The organism is Paenibacillus sp. 01T431 (assembly GCF_056398625.1).
In genome coordinates, this window is record NZ_JBFTPT010000007.1 from 244,817 (window position 1) to 258,628 (window position 13,812).

The 13,812-nt window shown below is 45.7% G+C and carries 11 protein-coding genes; 1 reads left to right on the forward strand and 10 read right to left on the reverse strand.

What is annotated here, in order from left to right:
* Window positions 1-6: 6 nt before the first annotated feature.
* On the reverse strand, window positions 7-2,622 hold the full coding sequence (locus AC1DM9_RS15210; protein ID WP_477580803.1) for an SLC13 family permease: 2,616 nt from the start codon (window positions 2,620-2,622) through the stop codon (window positions 7-9).
* Window positions 2,623-2,824: 202 nt separating this feature from the next.
* Between AC1DM9_RS15210 and AC1DM9_RS15215 the strand changes: the two genes are divergently transcribed.
* Window positions 2,825-3,247 carry a DUF4395 domain-containing protein gene (locus AC1DM9_RS15215; RefSeq protein WP_477580805.1) on the forward strand — a complete coding sequence of 141 codons (423 nt, stop codon included), beginning with the start codon at window positions 2,825-2,827 and terminating at the stop codon, window positions 3,245-3,247.
* Window positions 3,248-3,299: 52 nt separating this feature from the next.
* On the opposite strand, the gene AC1DM9_RS15220 is transcribed toward AC1DM9_RS15215, so the two are convergent.
* From AC1DM9_RS15220 to AC1DM9_RS15260, 9 genes are all read right to left on the reverse strand, one after another.
* The gene (locus AC1DM9_RS15220) at window positions 3,300-4,286 is read right to left on the reverse strand and encodes an oxidoreductase (RefSeq protein WP_477580806.1); all 987 of its coding nucleotides are present in this window, start codon (window positions 4,284-4,286) and stop codon (window positions 3,300-3,302) included.
* A gap of 183 nt (window positions 4,287-4,469) precedes the next feature.
* A complete protein-coding gene (locus AC1DM9_RS15225) occupies window positions 4,470-5,774 on the reverse strand; it encodes a 6-phospho-beta-glucosidase (protein ID WP_477580808.1) in 1,305 nt (434 codons plus the stop codon).
* Complete coding sequence (locus AC1DM9_RS15230; protein ID WP_477548915.1) at window positions 5,759-6,754, reverse strand: N-acetylglucosamine kinase; 996 nt, start codon at window positions 6,752-6,754, stop codon at window positions 5,759-5,761. Before AC1DM9_RS15230 ends, AC1DM9_RS15225 begins: the two co-directional genes overlap by 16 nt.
* A 149-nt stretch (window positions 6,755-6,903) precedes the next feature.
* Window positions 6,904-8,553, reverse strand: coding sequence for an extracellular solute-binding protein (locus tag AC1DM9_RS15235; protein WP_339206308.1), 1,650 nt, complete (start codon window positions 8,551-8,553; stop codon window positions 6,904-6,906).
* A 59-nt stretch (window positions 8,554-8,612) separates the two neighbouring features.
* Window positions 8,613-9,506, reverse strand: coding sequence for a carbohydrate ABC transporter permease (locus tag AC1DM9_RS15240; RefSeq protein WP_076268524.1), 894 nt, complete (start codon window positions 9,504-9,506; stop codon window positions 8,613-8,615).
* A gap of 22 nt (window positions 9,507-9,528) precedes the next feature.
* Complete coding sequence (locus AC1DM9_RS15245) at window positions 9,529-10,482, reverse strand: ABC transporter permease (RefSeq protein ID WP_339206306.1); 954 nt, start codon at window positions 10,480-10,482, stop codon at window positions 9,529-9,531.
* 143 nt (window positions 10,483-10,625) lie between these two features.
* Window positions 10,626-11,492, reverse strand: coding sequence for an AraC family transcriptional regulator (locus AC1DM9_RS15250; RefSeq protein WP_076268526.1), 867 nt, complete (start codon window positions 11,490-11,492; stop codon window positions 10,626-10,628).
* Window positions 11,493-11,717: 225 nt separating this feature from the next.
* Window positions 11,718-13,094, reverse strand: coding sequence for a sensor histidine kinase (locus AC1DM9_RS15255; RefSeq protein ID WP_477580810.1), 1,377 nt, complete (start codon window positions 13,092-13,094; stop codon window positions 11,718-11,720).
* Window positions 13,091-13,771, reverse strand: coding sequence for a response regulator transcription factor (locus AC1DM9_RS15260; RefSeq protein ID WP_076268528.1), 681 nt, complete (start codon window positions 13,769-13,771; stop codon window positions 13,091-13,093). Before AC1DM9_RS15260 ends, AC1DM9_RS15255 begins: the two co-directional genes overlap by 4 nt.
* Between the last annotated feature and the right edge of the window lie 41 nt (window positions 13,772-13,812).

The following is a 13,812-nucleotide window of genomic DNA, read 5'->3' on the forward strand; positions in this document are numbered from 1 at the left end:
TTTTCGTTAAATGAGATGAAGCCACTTCCAATATGGAACACAGAGCACAGCTATAAGCAGAACCGCAAACGCATAACCGAGTGCAAGCTTCCCGGCTTGACGATGGGTAAACGCTTTCCCCTCCGAGCTGTAATAGGCAGTTAAATAGGTAGGGGACTGATAAGCAAAGAAAAACGGATCTGTTGCAAGCAATATGACAAATACGAGCACCCAAGGATGAATACCTACTGTTTCTCCTAAAGGAACAATAGCGGTGATAAGTAAAATAACAGCTGGATCATCTCGAATGACTAGCGTAACGATAAAGGAAACGAGAATGACTGCAACAAGGAATAAGGCAGGCGTGCTGACAAAAACAGACATATGCTCTCCAAGAAAGGAGGATAACAGCTCAGCAATCCCTAGCTGCTCGGCGACGCCCGCAAAGCTAAATGCAGCCCCGAGAAACAATAAAAAAGTCCAATCTATTCCGGTAGAAATTGTCTGTTTATCAAGCACGCCGCTAATAACTAAAACCGCAAAACCCATCAACATAATCCATGTACTCTCAATCCCGTGAAGCGGTTGAAGCACCATAAGCCCAATGCAGCATATAATCGTCCAGACCGATACTCGCTCATCCTTTGTAAGCGGTCCAAGCAGCTTCAACTGTTCATTAAGCACTTCGCTTGTGACAACTTTGGCAGGCTCGATCTTACGGAACATAAAGAGCAATACAATAATCAACACAGTGGCAAAAATAACAAACCCCGGCAGCGCATACAATAACCATTGCAGCCACGATACCGATTGCTCTGTAGAAGCAAGGCCATAAGCCATAATATTGGTGTATGAGCCTGTCATAACAAAAGGCGCGGTAAAGCCAAAGAAAATCATAGCAATCAGCCCAAGGCCAGCGGCTCCCTTGCTCCTCTCTTCAAAGCCGAGCGATTCGGCGAGCGTCTGTGCCATCGGAACGCCAAGCGATACCTTGGCAGAGGATGAAGGAAGCAGCGGATTAAGTAGGACCCCGCCTGCAATAATGCCCCAAAGCTGTCCGCGGTAATGGGCAGGAAATCTTTTTAAAGCATGGAGCGCAAAGCGGTAAGAAATGCCTGATTTTGTTATTACCGCACTTATCGCCATAATAGAAATCATGAAGAGCCACGAGCTTGACGCAAATCCCGACAGTGCCGTTTCCGGAGAGGCAACGCCCCCCAGCACCCACAGCATAATCATGCCAAGCGCCACAATGTAATCCGGCATAATCGGAACAATCCACATAATGACTGCGGCTAGCGCAATTCCGATAAACCGCATGCCCGCCTCAGTTAAACCGCCAATAGGATCTAACAGGAAAGAAAGTATGATGCAGAGCAGCGCCGCCATGACAGCCCCTGCTTCAGCAACACGATTCCCCTTCAACAAACGTCCGGCGCCTTTCACGAGCACCTCGCTGCGTTTTCGAGCCAGCTTTTGTTTGGCTAATCCATACGCCCGATCAGCATCCGGCAATTCAACTTTATTGAAGGATAAAGTGCTAGCTAATGCATCCGCCAGCTTCAAATAATCCAGCGCTTGATTGTTTCTGCCCACACGTCTGCTAAGCTCCGTTCCGCACTCGTACAAAAACAATAGCTCATGCGATTGAAATTTGTTAGGCTGATTTAAAGAGGCTTCTATAACAGCAAGCCCAATTTCCGGCGCATTTTTCTCACAGTAAGGAAGATAGGTTTGCAGCACTGTGTAATTCCCTGCGAGTATATCTCTAGGGCAGCGGCTAATGGTACGAAAAAGCTCAGCGCGCTGATGATCCGTAACCTCTCCTTCTATGCGAGCATACGTGTCTAGCGTTGCTGGCCAGTTCCCTTTATCCGCTTGGATCATGATGAATGCGACCCAGTTACCTTGAGAAACATACCACGAGGTCGCTTTATCCAGCCAACCAGCCATTTCCTCGTACCCATACCGTTCCTTGCTTATATCATTAAGAACTGGCTTAATACCGCTTGCAAGAGTCAACCATTCCGATGTTAATGGATCATCTTGAAAGCACTCCCGAAGGAAGAGATTGTCTGAGAGCTCCCTTTGCATCGTCATGCCATAGGTATGCTCCACAAGCCCTCTGCTAATAAGAGGAACATGTGCGCACCACTGCAGAAAACGAGCCGATAGCTCGCGCAATTGTCCAAGCTCATACGCAATTCGCTCGGATTCCGTTTTCTTAGATGCTTGAAGCTTCGCATTCGTTGCAATCAATCGTTGCGAAAGCAGCTTGATGAAATAGGATGAGAAAATTGCATTCTCAGCAACAAGGCGGTCAAACATCCTGCTGTCAATGATATGCAGTACAGCATCCTCCGCAGCTACGGCCTCAGCAGACCGCGCTTCCCCAGTAAGCAGAGCCATTTCACCAAAAACCTCACCTGGCCCAAGCACGGCAAGCGAACGCCGAACACTGTCATCCGTTTTTGAGAATAGCTCAATCGTGCCGCCTTCTATGATGAACATTTGATCGCCATGCTCGCCTTGATGGAACAACCTCGTTCCCGCAGGAATCTGTTGTTTATCAAGCATCCCCAGCAGCTTCGCAAGCTCTACATTAGAGAGCCCTTTAAACATATCGATACCTGTGAGCTTCACTAATCTATCTACCTCTTATCAAAGAAATTAGTTCTTTAGTATTATTAATCTATTATATATGAATATTGAAAAAAATTGGTAGTTATCGAAAGTTGTCATTTAATAATATTTTTGATCGATTAATCATTTGGTTATTGCCAAAAGAGCTTAAATTATCTACTATTAAATTATATAAATCCAATACGGAAAGTTGGTTTTTATAATGAAGGAGATTCCCATTCCATTTGTTCGAAGTAATCAAGTCGGTATCGTTGCCGTACTTCTTCTTGCGATAGGCCTGCAGTTGCCTTGGCTTATTGCAGCACTTTGGATTATTCAAATAATTGGACTTATTTTCGGTCCCAAAGCTAATTTATTCATTATTGTGGCTCGCCCTTTCCTAAACGGTCGAATTTCTTCCGCACAAACAGAAGCAGCTGAGCTGCAGCGCTTCAACAACTCCCTAGGTGTAGGTTTCCTCACCTTCTCGCTGCTTGGCTTTATGCTCGGCTGGTCTGCAGCTGGTTATATATTTGCTGGAATGATGGGAGCTGCTGCGCTAGCCGCCATTCTCGGCTTTTGCATCGGCTGCACGATCTATTTTCAATACAAGCAATTCCGCGCACGGAGATTAAAACGAGGTTAGCTTTAACAAAAAGAGCAATTGCCCGCATGAGGGCAATTGCTCTTTTGTATCGTTATAGCTTTACAATGGCTCTGCCTTTGGCTTGCCCATTCAAGAGGGTAGCTACCTGGTCGCTCACCTGGTCCAGACTAATTTCCGAGAATAGTTCGCCCAGCATACTTGGCTTATAGGCATCAGCCAACAGCGCCCATATTTTGCAGCGAATCTCCATCCCTGCCATGACGGAATCAATACCGATCAGCCGCACTCCTCTTATGATGAATGGGTATACGGTCATCGAAAGGCCCGCTCCGCCTGTCAAACCGCTCGCCGCTACGGCGCCGCCATATTTTAATTGAGACAGCACCGCGGTTAATGTCTCCCCGCCCACACAATCAATAGCTCCTGCCCATATCTGCTTGTCCAGAGGCTGCTTGGAACCAGATAGAAGCTCTTCTCTAGGCAGAATTCGTTTTACGCCTAAATCAAGCAAATACTGCTGCTTATCCAGTTTCCCCGTACTCGCCGCCACCTCATATCCAAGCTTCGCCGCAATTGCAGCAGCAATACTGCCTACTCCTCCAGTTGCACCAGTAACAAGAATAGGACCATCCTCTGGCCGAATGCCATTTTGCACAAGCTCATATACGGACAAAGCCGCCGTAAAACCTGCCGTCCCCAGTATCATGGCTTCCTTCATCGACAAACCTTGCGGCAGCTTGATTGTCCATTCCGCAGGCACACGGGCATATTCGCTAAAACCGCCAAAATGATTGACGCCGAGCCCAAATCCCGTGACCACAATTTCGTCGCCCTTTTGGAATCTCTCATCTTCACTCGATACAACCGTACCCGCCAAATCAATACCCGGTACAAAAGGATAACTTTTCACAATACCGCCATTAGGCAAACAAGCTAACGCATCTTTGTAATTCACACTGGAATACGCAACCTTAATAAGCAATTCACCCTGCGGCAAATCGTTTAAGTCCAACTGCTGTGTATTTGCGATAATCTCATTTTCTACTTTGTTAATCACAAGCGCTTTAAAAGATGACATATACGCAACCCTCCATTATATAGGCTTATAAACAAGCTGAAATTATACGGAACCTATGCCTAACTCATATTTTAATTCTAATGTAACAGTTATTGCGGGCGATTGCGACTGAGCTTACTAAGCGCAAAAAAAGACGTCTCTCACCCTATTCGGCGAAGACGTCTTCGTTCATTCATATTCTGCTTACTCTGCAAAAAACTGTGGCAAATACGCTTTGTTCTGCTCCAGCATCTCATCCAGCATACGCTGCGCGTCATTCGTTGAATCAACGAGTGGGTGATGCGCCAGTGCCAGCAATGCTGTATCCCTATTGCCGGATACAGCTGCCTCAATAGCCAACTGCTCATACACTTTCACAGCATGAATGAGTCCTTTCGCTGCCGCTGGCACAATAGCTACAGGCTGCGGAATTGGCCCTTCCTTCGTAACGACACAGTTTACTTCAATACAAGCGTCATCCGGCAGAAAGTCCAGCACCCCTTGATTTGGCACGTTTAACGTTTGAATATCACCGCTGTCGTTATACAGCGAGTTCATCAGCTTTACAGCCGCCTCCGAATAATAAGCACCGCCGCGCTGTTCAAGCTGCTTTGGTTTCTCCGACAAATTTGGGTCCTGGTAAATTTCGAACAGCTCATCCTCAAGCCGCTGAACCGTCTCCGCCCGCGTTTCACCTTTGGCAGCCGCTGCTTGCTGCTCAGCCAAGATTTCGCGCTGCAAATAAAAATATTTTAAATAATAGGATGGGATTGCTCGCAATGAACGAAGCAAACTGCCATTCCAAGCGTATTGAGGTACGTTTTTGGCGGAGTACCCGTCTTGGTTATTCAAGAGCTCATCCAGCTTGGATTCACCATTAACTGTAATGGAGCTAATCCAGTGCAGGTGATTAAGCCCAGCGAATTCGCATTGGATTTGCTCTACCGGTACTTGGTACAACGATGACAGCCATTTATATGCAGCTATTGGAGAGTTGCATAGCCCAATTGATTTGATGCGTGAATGCTTATGGATAGCCTCTGTAACCATGCCGGCCGGGTTGGTGAAATTAAGCAGCCATGCCTCTGGGCAAAGCTCCTCCATATCCTTGCAGATTTCAAGAAGAACAGGAATGGTGCGCAGAGCCTTCATCATCCCGCCTGCACCCGTCGTCTCCTGCCCAATCATATTGTATTTGAGTGGAATAGACTCATCCCAGCCGCGCGCTTCCAATCGGCCGACACGCATTTGCGTCGTTACAAAGTCAGCATCCGCCAGCACTGAGCGTCGATCCAGCGTCAAATCCAGCTTAATAGGCAAGCCTGATTTCTCAATCATGCGTTTGGCAAGCTGACCGACAATAGCCAGCTTATTCCGTCCCTCCGGTATGTCTACCAGCACAATTTCCGTCACAGGAAAGGTCGCATAATTTAATATAAAACCTTCAATCAACTCTGGCGTATAAGAAGATCCTCCGCCAATAACGACTACCTTTAATCGATCACCCATTCTGCTTGCGCCTCCTTCACTGATAAACATTGTTGTAAACAAGCATATACAGACTCTTCAATAGAAGAAGTCGTTTTATCCATAGCTAGTAAAATCGCGCCTGCCACAGGCTCCATCGTCAACACGGTCAAGCTGCAATTTGGAGCTGCCCGTTTCACATGCTCCTCCAAATAAGGCGCAACGTAGCGGCTGTCGCCGCGGGTCAGCACACTGCCAACCATAACGAGATCAAATACATCATGATTCATACTCAGCTTCGAAATGACAGCACTCGCCGTCATGCCAAGCTCCTCACCCTGCCTCTGCAGAATGCTGCAAGCTACCTCATCCTTTTGCTCCGCCGCTTCAAACAGCAGCTTCGCAAGCTGGTGAGGAATCATCCTGCCCTGATTCAAGTAGTCGTGGAACATATTTTCAACGGTGTCGTAGCCTAGTTGTTCAAGGGTCAGATCCGTAAGCAAGGTAGCTTGCCCTCTGCCCTCCCATGAGCGTATAACTGAACGAAAAACTTCCACTGCCAGCAAGCTTCCTCCGCCAAAATCACCGAAAGCATAACCGAATCCGCCGCATTGCAAGCTCTCGCCATGGCGATTAACGCCAAAGCTGTTTGTCCCGCTGCCGCATATGACAACAACCCCATCCGGCTGCTTCGTACCGGCTCTCAGACCGATTACCGTATCGCAAACGATCTCGTAGTTTTCAAACCCAAGCTTCGCGATCATCGGCCTTAATATTTCAAAGTCAGCTTCGCGATCTGCTCCCGCCAAACCAAATACTGCATACGCAATCTGCTCCTGTGTTACTTTTGCATGCATCATGGCATGGATAACAGCAGCCTGAATATTGCTTCTAGCAAGTTCTACTCCTAATTGATGATTGCCGCAGCCGCTCTCACTAGCGCCCACAACCCTCCCCATTTCGTCACATACAACAGCGATCGTTTTACTGCCTCCACCATCCACACCCAAATAATATGTCAATTATATTCTCTCCCATGCGAATACTTGGTTTTGGAGGCTATTCTCTTCTCGCCATGCATGCAAACTAATCGCTTAAGCATGAACAATAGAGAATATAGCCTCCAATCCCACTGCTGCAGTTGAAGCCAGCTAGCCTGTAATTAAAAACACTATTTTTTTAATTTGCTTACGTTTTCTTGCCACTTCTCTGTCTTGTATTTCAAAAGCTTCTCATAACCAGCTTGCTGTGCATCGGCTTCAGCCTTATCCAAAATTTGATTAACTTCTGCATCGGAGGATGCATTCATAATCGCTTTCGCTCTCGACTTCTCATAGATGGAGAATACGCTTGAACCAACGATGCCCTCATCTGTATCTCCAGCAGGGTCCAAGTTAACGAACTCTGTCGTATCGAGCTGCGTTTTCCACGTAATTTCCGATTGCCAGTATGTTTCCCAGCTCCGTTTCTCCACAGGCAGTGTGGATTCAAACTTCATCTTCGAGTTGTCTACATATACCGTATTTCCTACCCATTGAAAGTTAACGATTGAAGCCATTAATGCCTCGCGCTCTTCCACGTCATTTACAAACTTATCGGTGAACAATGGCGCTTCATCAGCATCCACTCCGTCCCAATAAATCCCCTCTGGTCCCCACATACTAAGGCGCTGTCCTTCTGGACCCGTGAACCAATCCAAAAATGCGAAGATCGCTTCTGGGTTTTTAGCCGCTTTCGTAATGACACTGACGTTCCAGCCTAGCTGCTTGTAATCGCCAGGGAATATTTTGTTTTTATCAAGTCCCGCTTTATGAACCGGCCATGTGATGAAATACCCCGCACTTGGGTCCTTGGCCGCCAATAGCGCATTCCCCTTTGCACCATACTCCGTCGGGCTGGAAGCCGCGTAAACTGCTATTTTTCCCGTTACAATCTTCTGCTCCACCTGCTCAGCCTTTTGCGTAAAGCTATCTTGCGAAATCAGTCTTTCACGGTATAATCTGCTTGCGTATTGAATCGATTCCCGGTAGACAGGATCTGTAAAGATCGATACCAGCTTATCGCCTGACGGTACAGCCATCATTGCATTGTACGTATAAGGACGATTTTCAGCAAAAGCGGATGCCATAATATCGATACCCGAAGCGCTTTGTCCTACTTCCAGAGGGACTACATCCGGATATTTCTCTTTCACCAGCTTCAAGTAAGCATAAAGATCGTCCGTTGTTTCCAAGCTCGGCTTGCCAAGCTCATCATGGATCTTCTTGTTTACCAAATAACCTGCATTGCCATTAGGCTGCGTCGTATACCAGTTCGGAAACTGATACAGCTTGCCGTCGGATGAGCGAAGCATATCCAGCGTAGCCTCACCAGCCCATTTCTTCAAATTCGGATATTTATCTAAGTAATCGTCAAAAGCAACGAGCATTCCTTCTGAGCGCAGCTTCTCTACGTCTGCGTTGCGCTCCATCCAGATCACATCAGGCAGCTCTCCCGCTACAATCATCGTGTTGAACTTTTGTTTCGCATTGCCTCCTGAGCTGATTGGCACCACATTTACTTTCTTATTCTCCTTAATCCATTTCGTCGATAAATCGTCGCCCCAAGGAGGCATCGTATACCAATCATAATGGCCGTAAAAAGAAAACTCGAGCGGTTGATCCCCAAGCACAAACGCAGCTTTGCTAGAATCCGGCTTGTTGTCGGTTCCTTCCTTTACCCCGGAATTCGCCCCATTATTGCTTGAACATCCTGTTAGTGCAAGTACAACGACAAGTGTGATTGACAATGCTGCATGAAAAGCTTTACTGAATTTAGCCATCGCTTAAACTCCCTTCTGCTTGTCTATCTATGGTTAAAGCTGACGCTTTAAACCCTTGGTTATTCCTTCAAAGAACCAACGAGAACACCCTTCACGAAATACTTTTGTACAAAAGGATACACGCATAAAATCGGAACGGTCGCCACCATCATGGTTGCCATGGATAACGACTTTGAAGTTACCGCTTTCATTGCACTCATTCGGCCTTGTGCCGCTGAATCCATTTGGGACATTTGCTCCAGCATAATATTGGAGTTCAATATTTGCTGCAGCTTCGTTTGAATCGGCAATAGGTTAATATCTGAAATATAAAGACTCGGTGAAAACCAATCATTCCAGTGATACACCGCCGTGAACAACGAAAGCGTTGCAATGACAGGTCCCGATAGAGGAAGAACAATGCGAAATAGAATACCCCAGTTGCTGGAGCCGTCAATTTGTGCTGATTCCTCAAGTCCATTCGGAATGCCAAGAAAGAAGGTCCGGAATATGATCATGTTCCATACGCTGATAATTCCCGGTATGATCATAACCCAGAACGAATTCATCAAATGAAGCTCACGAATGAGCAGGTAGCTCGGAATTAATCCGCCGCTAAAGTACATGGTCAACACGCAAAAGATCATGTAATACTTTCGTCCAACTAAATTTCGCTTACTCATTCCGTAAGCAAAAATCGCTGTTGCTGCAATGGATAGGAGCGTACCTATGACCGTACGAAGAATAGAAATAATAAATCCATCTATAAGTCGTTTGTCCTTGAAAACGACCTCATAATTGTCTAACGAGAAGACGCGCGGCCAAAATGTAATTCCACCGAGCATCGTATCGGTTCCCGCATTAAAGGAAATCACTGCAGCATTCCAGAATGGATAGAAGGCTGTGAAGCCTAACACAAACAATAGAAAATAGTTGACTGCCATAAATGTTTTGTCGCCAAAGGATAATTTCATCGTTTCGCCGCCCTTTCTCTCTTTACCACAAGCTGTTGCCTGACCGGCGAGCCAAATAGTTTGCTCCTGCTAATAAGCCGACGCTAATAATTGCTTTGAATAGACCGGCAGCCGTTGCATAAGAGAAACGGGAATTTTGAATACCCAGCCTATACACATAAGTGTCGATAACATCACTTACGTCGCGCAGCACAGGGTTTCCAGCTAGCAGCAAAATATCTTCAAATCCGGCATTCAACAGGTTGCCAATTGCTAATATCGAGAACACAACAACAACGGGCATAATCGATGGAATCGTAATCGTAACAATTTGTCTCACTCTGCTGGCTCCATCAATTGAAGCCGCCTCATACAAATGCGGGTTAATGCCTGCAATAGCAGCTAAATAAACGATAGAAGCAAAGCCAATTTCCTTCCAAACACCGGTTGTGACAAGGATCGCCCAGAAATACTCCGGCAAGGATAAAAAATTGATTGGCTCTTTAATGAGATTCACGGATTCCAGCAGCATATTTAAGCTTCCGTTATCGGTGGATAACATCGATATAACGAAGCCCGATACGATAACCCATGACAAGAAATGAGGCAAATAGCTAACCGTCTGAATAATTCGTTTAAACGTACGGTTATTAATCTCATTCAGCATCAGTGCCAGCACGATTGGCGCTGGAAATCCAATGCCCAGCTTCAGCAAACTGATGACGAGTGTATTTCGCATAACCACCCAAAACTCAGGAGCATTAAAAAACATTTCAAAATGTTTAAACCCTACCCACGGACTGTGCATGAACCCTTTGAAAATGCTGTAATCCTGAAAAGACATCAGCACCCCATACATGGGAATGTAGTTAAAGACAAAAATGAAGAGCAACGCTGGTATAACCATGAGCTGAATATCCCATTGTTTGATAAAGCGTTTCGTCTGCCCGGGCTGCTTGTACACATGCTGTTTGGTTTGTAGATCTGTTTGCAGCATGCTCCCCCCCTTTTTTTCTAATGTTAGTTAAAGTAACATAAATGCGTTATCCATTCGTCATGTGTTTATTTTATCTTTTCCGCTGTGTTGATTCTCCTCTTAAACGATTGATAACTAACACTATCTTACTGTTTCCATATGATTTAGCCTCTTGCGATTTTCGGGCAGGAGCCAATGTGCTTCTTAAATAATCGGTTGAAATTAGATAAGCTGCGAAAACCGCATTCCAGTGCGATTTCTGTAATTTTCATATCGCTGGTTTCGAGCAGCATGACGGCATGCTCTAAGCGAATATGAATCAAATAAAGCAGCGGAGGCGTCCCTACTGTACGCCGGAAAATATCGCTAAAACGGGAGGGGCTTAAGTAAACAAGTCCTGCGAGTTCCTCAAGCGTCCATGGATATGCAAAGTTTTTTTGCATGTCGTAAATGACCTTGCGCATTTTGTCCAGCTGCCTTGCGCCGATGCTGTCCTTTCCCCGATTTAACCCCTCTCTGCGGAAGTAACGATTTACGCATGCATGAAAGCGGATTAAATTTGAATAAACCAAAGAACCGTAAGAGGTTTGCTCCTGATCATGTTCATCCTGAATTTCAAGAAGCAGGCTTCTAAGCTCGTTCATATGAGGCTCATTGCGGTCCAGCAAATTAGTGAAATGGACCCCCATTTCCTTATAGGGATGCAAAATTTCTGAATCATAACGGACAATATTTAGCAGCCAAGAAGCATCAAAGCAGATCACTTGCATGACCAAATCCTTGGTTTCGTAAGCACAGTGCAAATCATTCGAGTTAATAAGCAAAATATCACCCTCTTGAAACTCAAACGTTTGCCCGTTAATGATGTAATAGCCGGTTCCTGATTTAATTAAATTGATCTCAAGCACATCATGCCAATGAAGCTTCTGATAGGTCGCATTGACGCCTATCGTTTCCAATACTTGAATGGGATAATGCTTAGCCAATATGAGCTTTTCTTTCGGAATATCCATATTTAACAACTCTGTCATACAAACCACTCCTCGGCATGAAAATGAGCTTCACAAAGCATGTAAATGACATAAAACTAACATAAGATTAAACAATTAAAAACCTTTTTTTATTCATGTTACAAGATTTGCAACCGAATAACCTCACATAAAAGATACATATTTACAAAATAAAAATACCTCATTCCCCTTATATTTAAAGGAATGAGGCATTTTCTATATTGACAACGATAATTACATAAAAACTTATGCTCGCGGAAGGGTAACGGTAACCGTTGTTCCAACTGCCCGCTTGCTTTGAATATCGATACTGCCTTGATGCAAAGCCACCAATTTCTGCACGATAGAGAGCCCAAGCCCGCTGCCTGAAGTAGCATCATTGCGAGCTTTGTCCGCCTTATAGAAACGGTCAAAAATGAATGGGAGATCATCCTCTGATATGCCTGTTCCCTGATCTTCGATGACAACAGTAACGACGTCGTTCTCCACTATTTTAATGCTGATCGGCTTGCCTGCATCCGAAAACTTAATGCTATTGGCAATCAGGTTTAACCACACCTCATAGAGCAATTCTTGATCAGCATGGATCGTCGTATCCGGCAGTTCAAGCTCCAAATGCAAATTTTTCTCCGACCATTGCCACTCGAGTGTAATTAACAGCTGTCGCAGTTGTTCGTCTAAACGAAAGCTTGTCTTATGGAGCGGCTTATTATCCTTGTCGAGCGCAGCAAGTGTTAGAAGCTGCTTGCTCATGCGGGATAGACGCTTGCTTTCTTTTTCTATAATGGCCATATAGCTATCCGTCTGCTCCGGCGTCGTTTCCTTATCGAGCACAGCCCGAGCTAATCCCTGCATAGATGTAAGCGGCGTCTGAAATTCATGCGAGACATTCGCCACAAATTCTTGCCGCATCTGATCCAGCTGCTTAATCGCCACCGACATCACCGAGAAGTTGCGTGCCAGCTCGCCAATCTCATCCTTGCGCGAGAGCTGCAGCCCCGCTTCAAAATCACCTGCAACGATCTTTTTCGTTGCTCTGGTAAGCTCATTAACCGGTTTCACAATGAGGCGCGATAAGAACACAATTAACAGCAAGCTGATGACGAAGGTAGCACCGATCAATATCGCTGCAATAATACGTATTTCGCCAATTTGCTGCTGCAAGTCAGGGCGGATAAACAGCGCTGCATACCCATCCTGTGTCTGAACTCTCATACCTGCTGTGTTCAAAACACTATTTTTGAAATAAGAGAACAGCTCCAGCCGTCCCTTCTGCTCCTCCAGCCCCCGATAAACCGCTCCGTTCAGCACCGATTGCATTTGCTGCTCGTTCAGCTTTCCATGCTTGAACGGCGAGCCATAGGCTTGTCCTTGCAAATGGTCATGAACCAAATAAATTTGAAAGCCAAGTGCTGCAATATGCGTCAGATAGCTATCCAGATCCATTTGCGGATTTTGCTCATATTGGGTGCTGATGTTTTGAGCGATCGCGATCATTTTTTGCTCATTGCTGGATTGCTGATTATTTTGATAGTACAGCCCCGTAAATAGCAAGCCTAGAATAAGGCTAATCATAGCAACCATCACAAACGTGAACACAATTCGAACATACAGCGACTTCATCCCTCATGCACCTCCAGCTTATAGCCGAGACCCCTGATCGTTGTTATCGTGAAATCGTCCTGACAATCCGCGAAGCGCTCGCGCAGCCTTTTAATATGAACATCAACCGTGCGGCTGTCTCCTTTAAAATCCGCGCTCCAGATGAGCTGAATAAGCTGTTCCCGTGTATAAATGCGGCCCGGGTGGCTTGCAAGTTGTGACAACAGCTCGAATTCCCGCAGCGGCAGGGTAATCACTTCATCGCCTATTTTAATTTCATAGCCTCTTCGATCAATGGAGACGTTCCCGAGCTTAATAACCTCAGAGGATACAAGGCGATAGCGGCGCAGCAGCGCTTTTATACGAAACAAAAGCTCCTTTGGCTCAAACGGCTTAACTAAATAATCGTCCGTCCCGGAGTCAAACCCTTGCTCCTTGTCCTCCATCTCCGCTCTTGCAGTCAGCATCATAACGGGAATGTCATAATGCTCTCTGATTTCGCGGCACAGCTCGTACCCATTTTTACCGGGCATCATAATATCGACGACAGCAAGATGTACCTGTTCATTCTCAAGCAAAATGGACGCTGCTTGTCCATTTTCCGCTTCGAGAACGACATAGCCGTCTTTGCCCAAAACAAAACGTAAAAGCTCCCGAATGGAAGGATCATCATCTACAATTAACACATGCATTCTCATTGGCTTGCTCCCTACAAATGATCATATTTATCATAGCTGTT

Bases quoted from the DNA above. Each gene is read 5' to 3' on its own strand.
- AC1DM9_RS15215 (WP_477580805.1), top strand. From the start codon at position 2,825: ATGAAGGAGATTCCCATTCCATTTGTTCGAAGTAATCAAGTCGGTATC.
- AC1DM9_RS15220 (WP_477580806.1), bottom strand. From the start codon at position 4,286: ATGTCATCTTTTAAAGCGCTTGTGATTAACAAAGTAGAAAATGAGATT.
- AC1DM9_RS15225 (WP_477580808.1), bottom strand. From the start codon at position 5,774: ATGGGTGATCGATTAAAGGTAGTCGTTATTGGCGGAGGATCTTCTTAT.
- AC1DM9_RS15235 (WP_339206308.1), bottom strand. From the start codon at position 8,553: ATGGCTAAATTCAGTAAAGCTTTTCATGCAGCATTGTCAATCACACTT.
- AC1DM9_RS15240 (WP_076268524.1), bottom strand. From the start codon at position 9,506: ATGAAATTATCCTTTGGCGACAAAACATTTATGGCAGTCAACTATTTT.
- AC1DM9_RS15245 (WP_339206306.1), bottom strand. From the start codon at position 10,482: ATGCTGCAAACAGATCTACAAACCAAACAGCATGTGTACAAGCAGCCC.
- AC1DM9_RS15250 (WP_076268526.1), bottom strand. From the start codon at position 11,492: ATGACAGAGTTGTTAAATATGGATATTCCGAAAGAAAAGCTCATATTG.
- AC1DM9_RS15255 (WP_477580810.1), bottom strand. From the start codon at position 13,094: ATGAAGTCGCTGTATGTTCGAATTGTGTTCACGTTTGTGATGGTTGCT.
- AC1DM9_RS15260 (WP_076268528.1), bottom strand. From the start codon at position 13,771: ATGAGAATGCATGTGTTAATTGTAGATGATGATCCTTCCATTCGGGAG.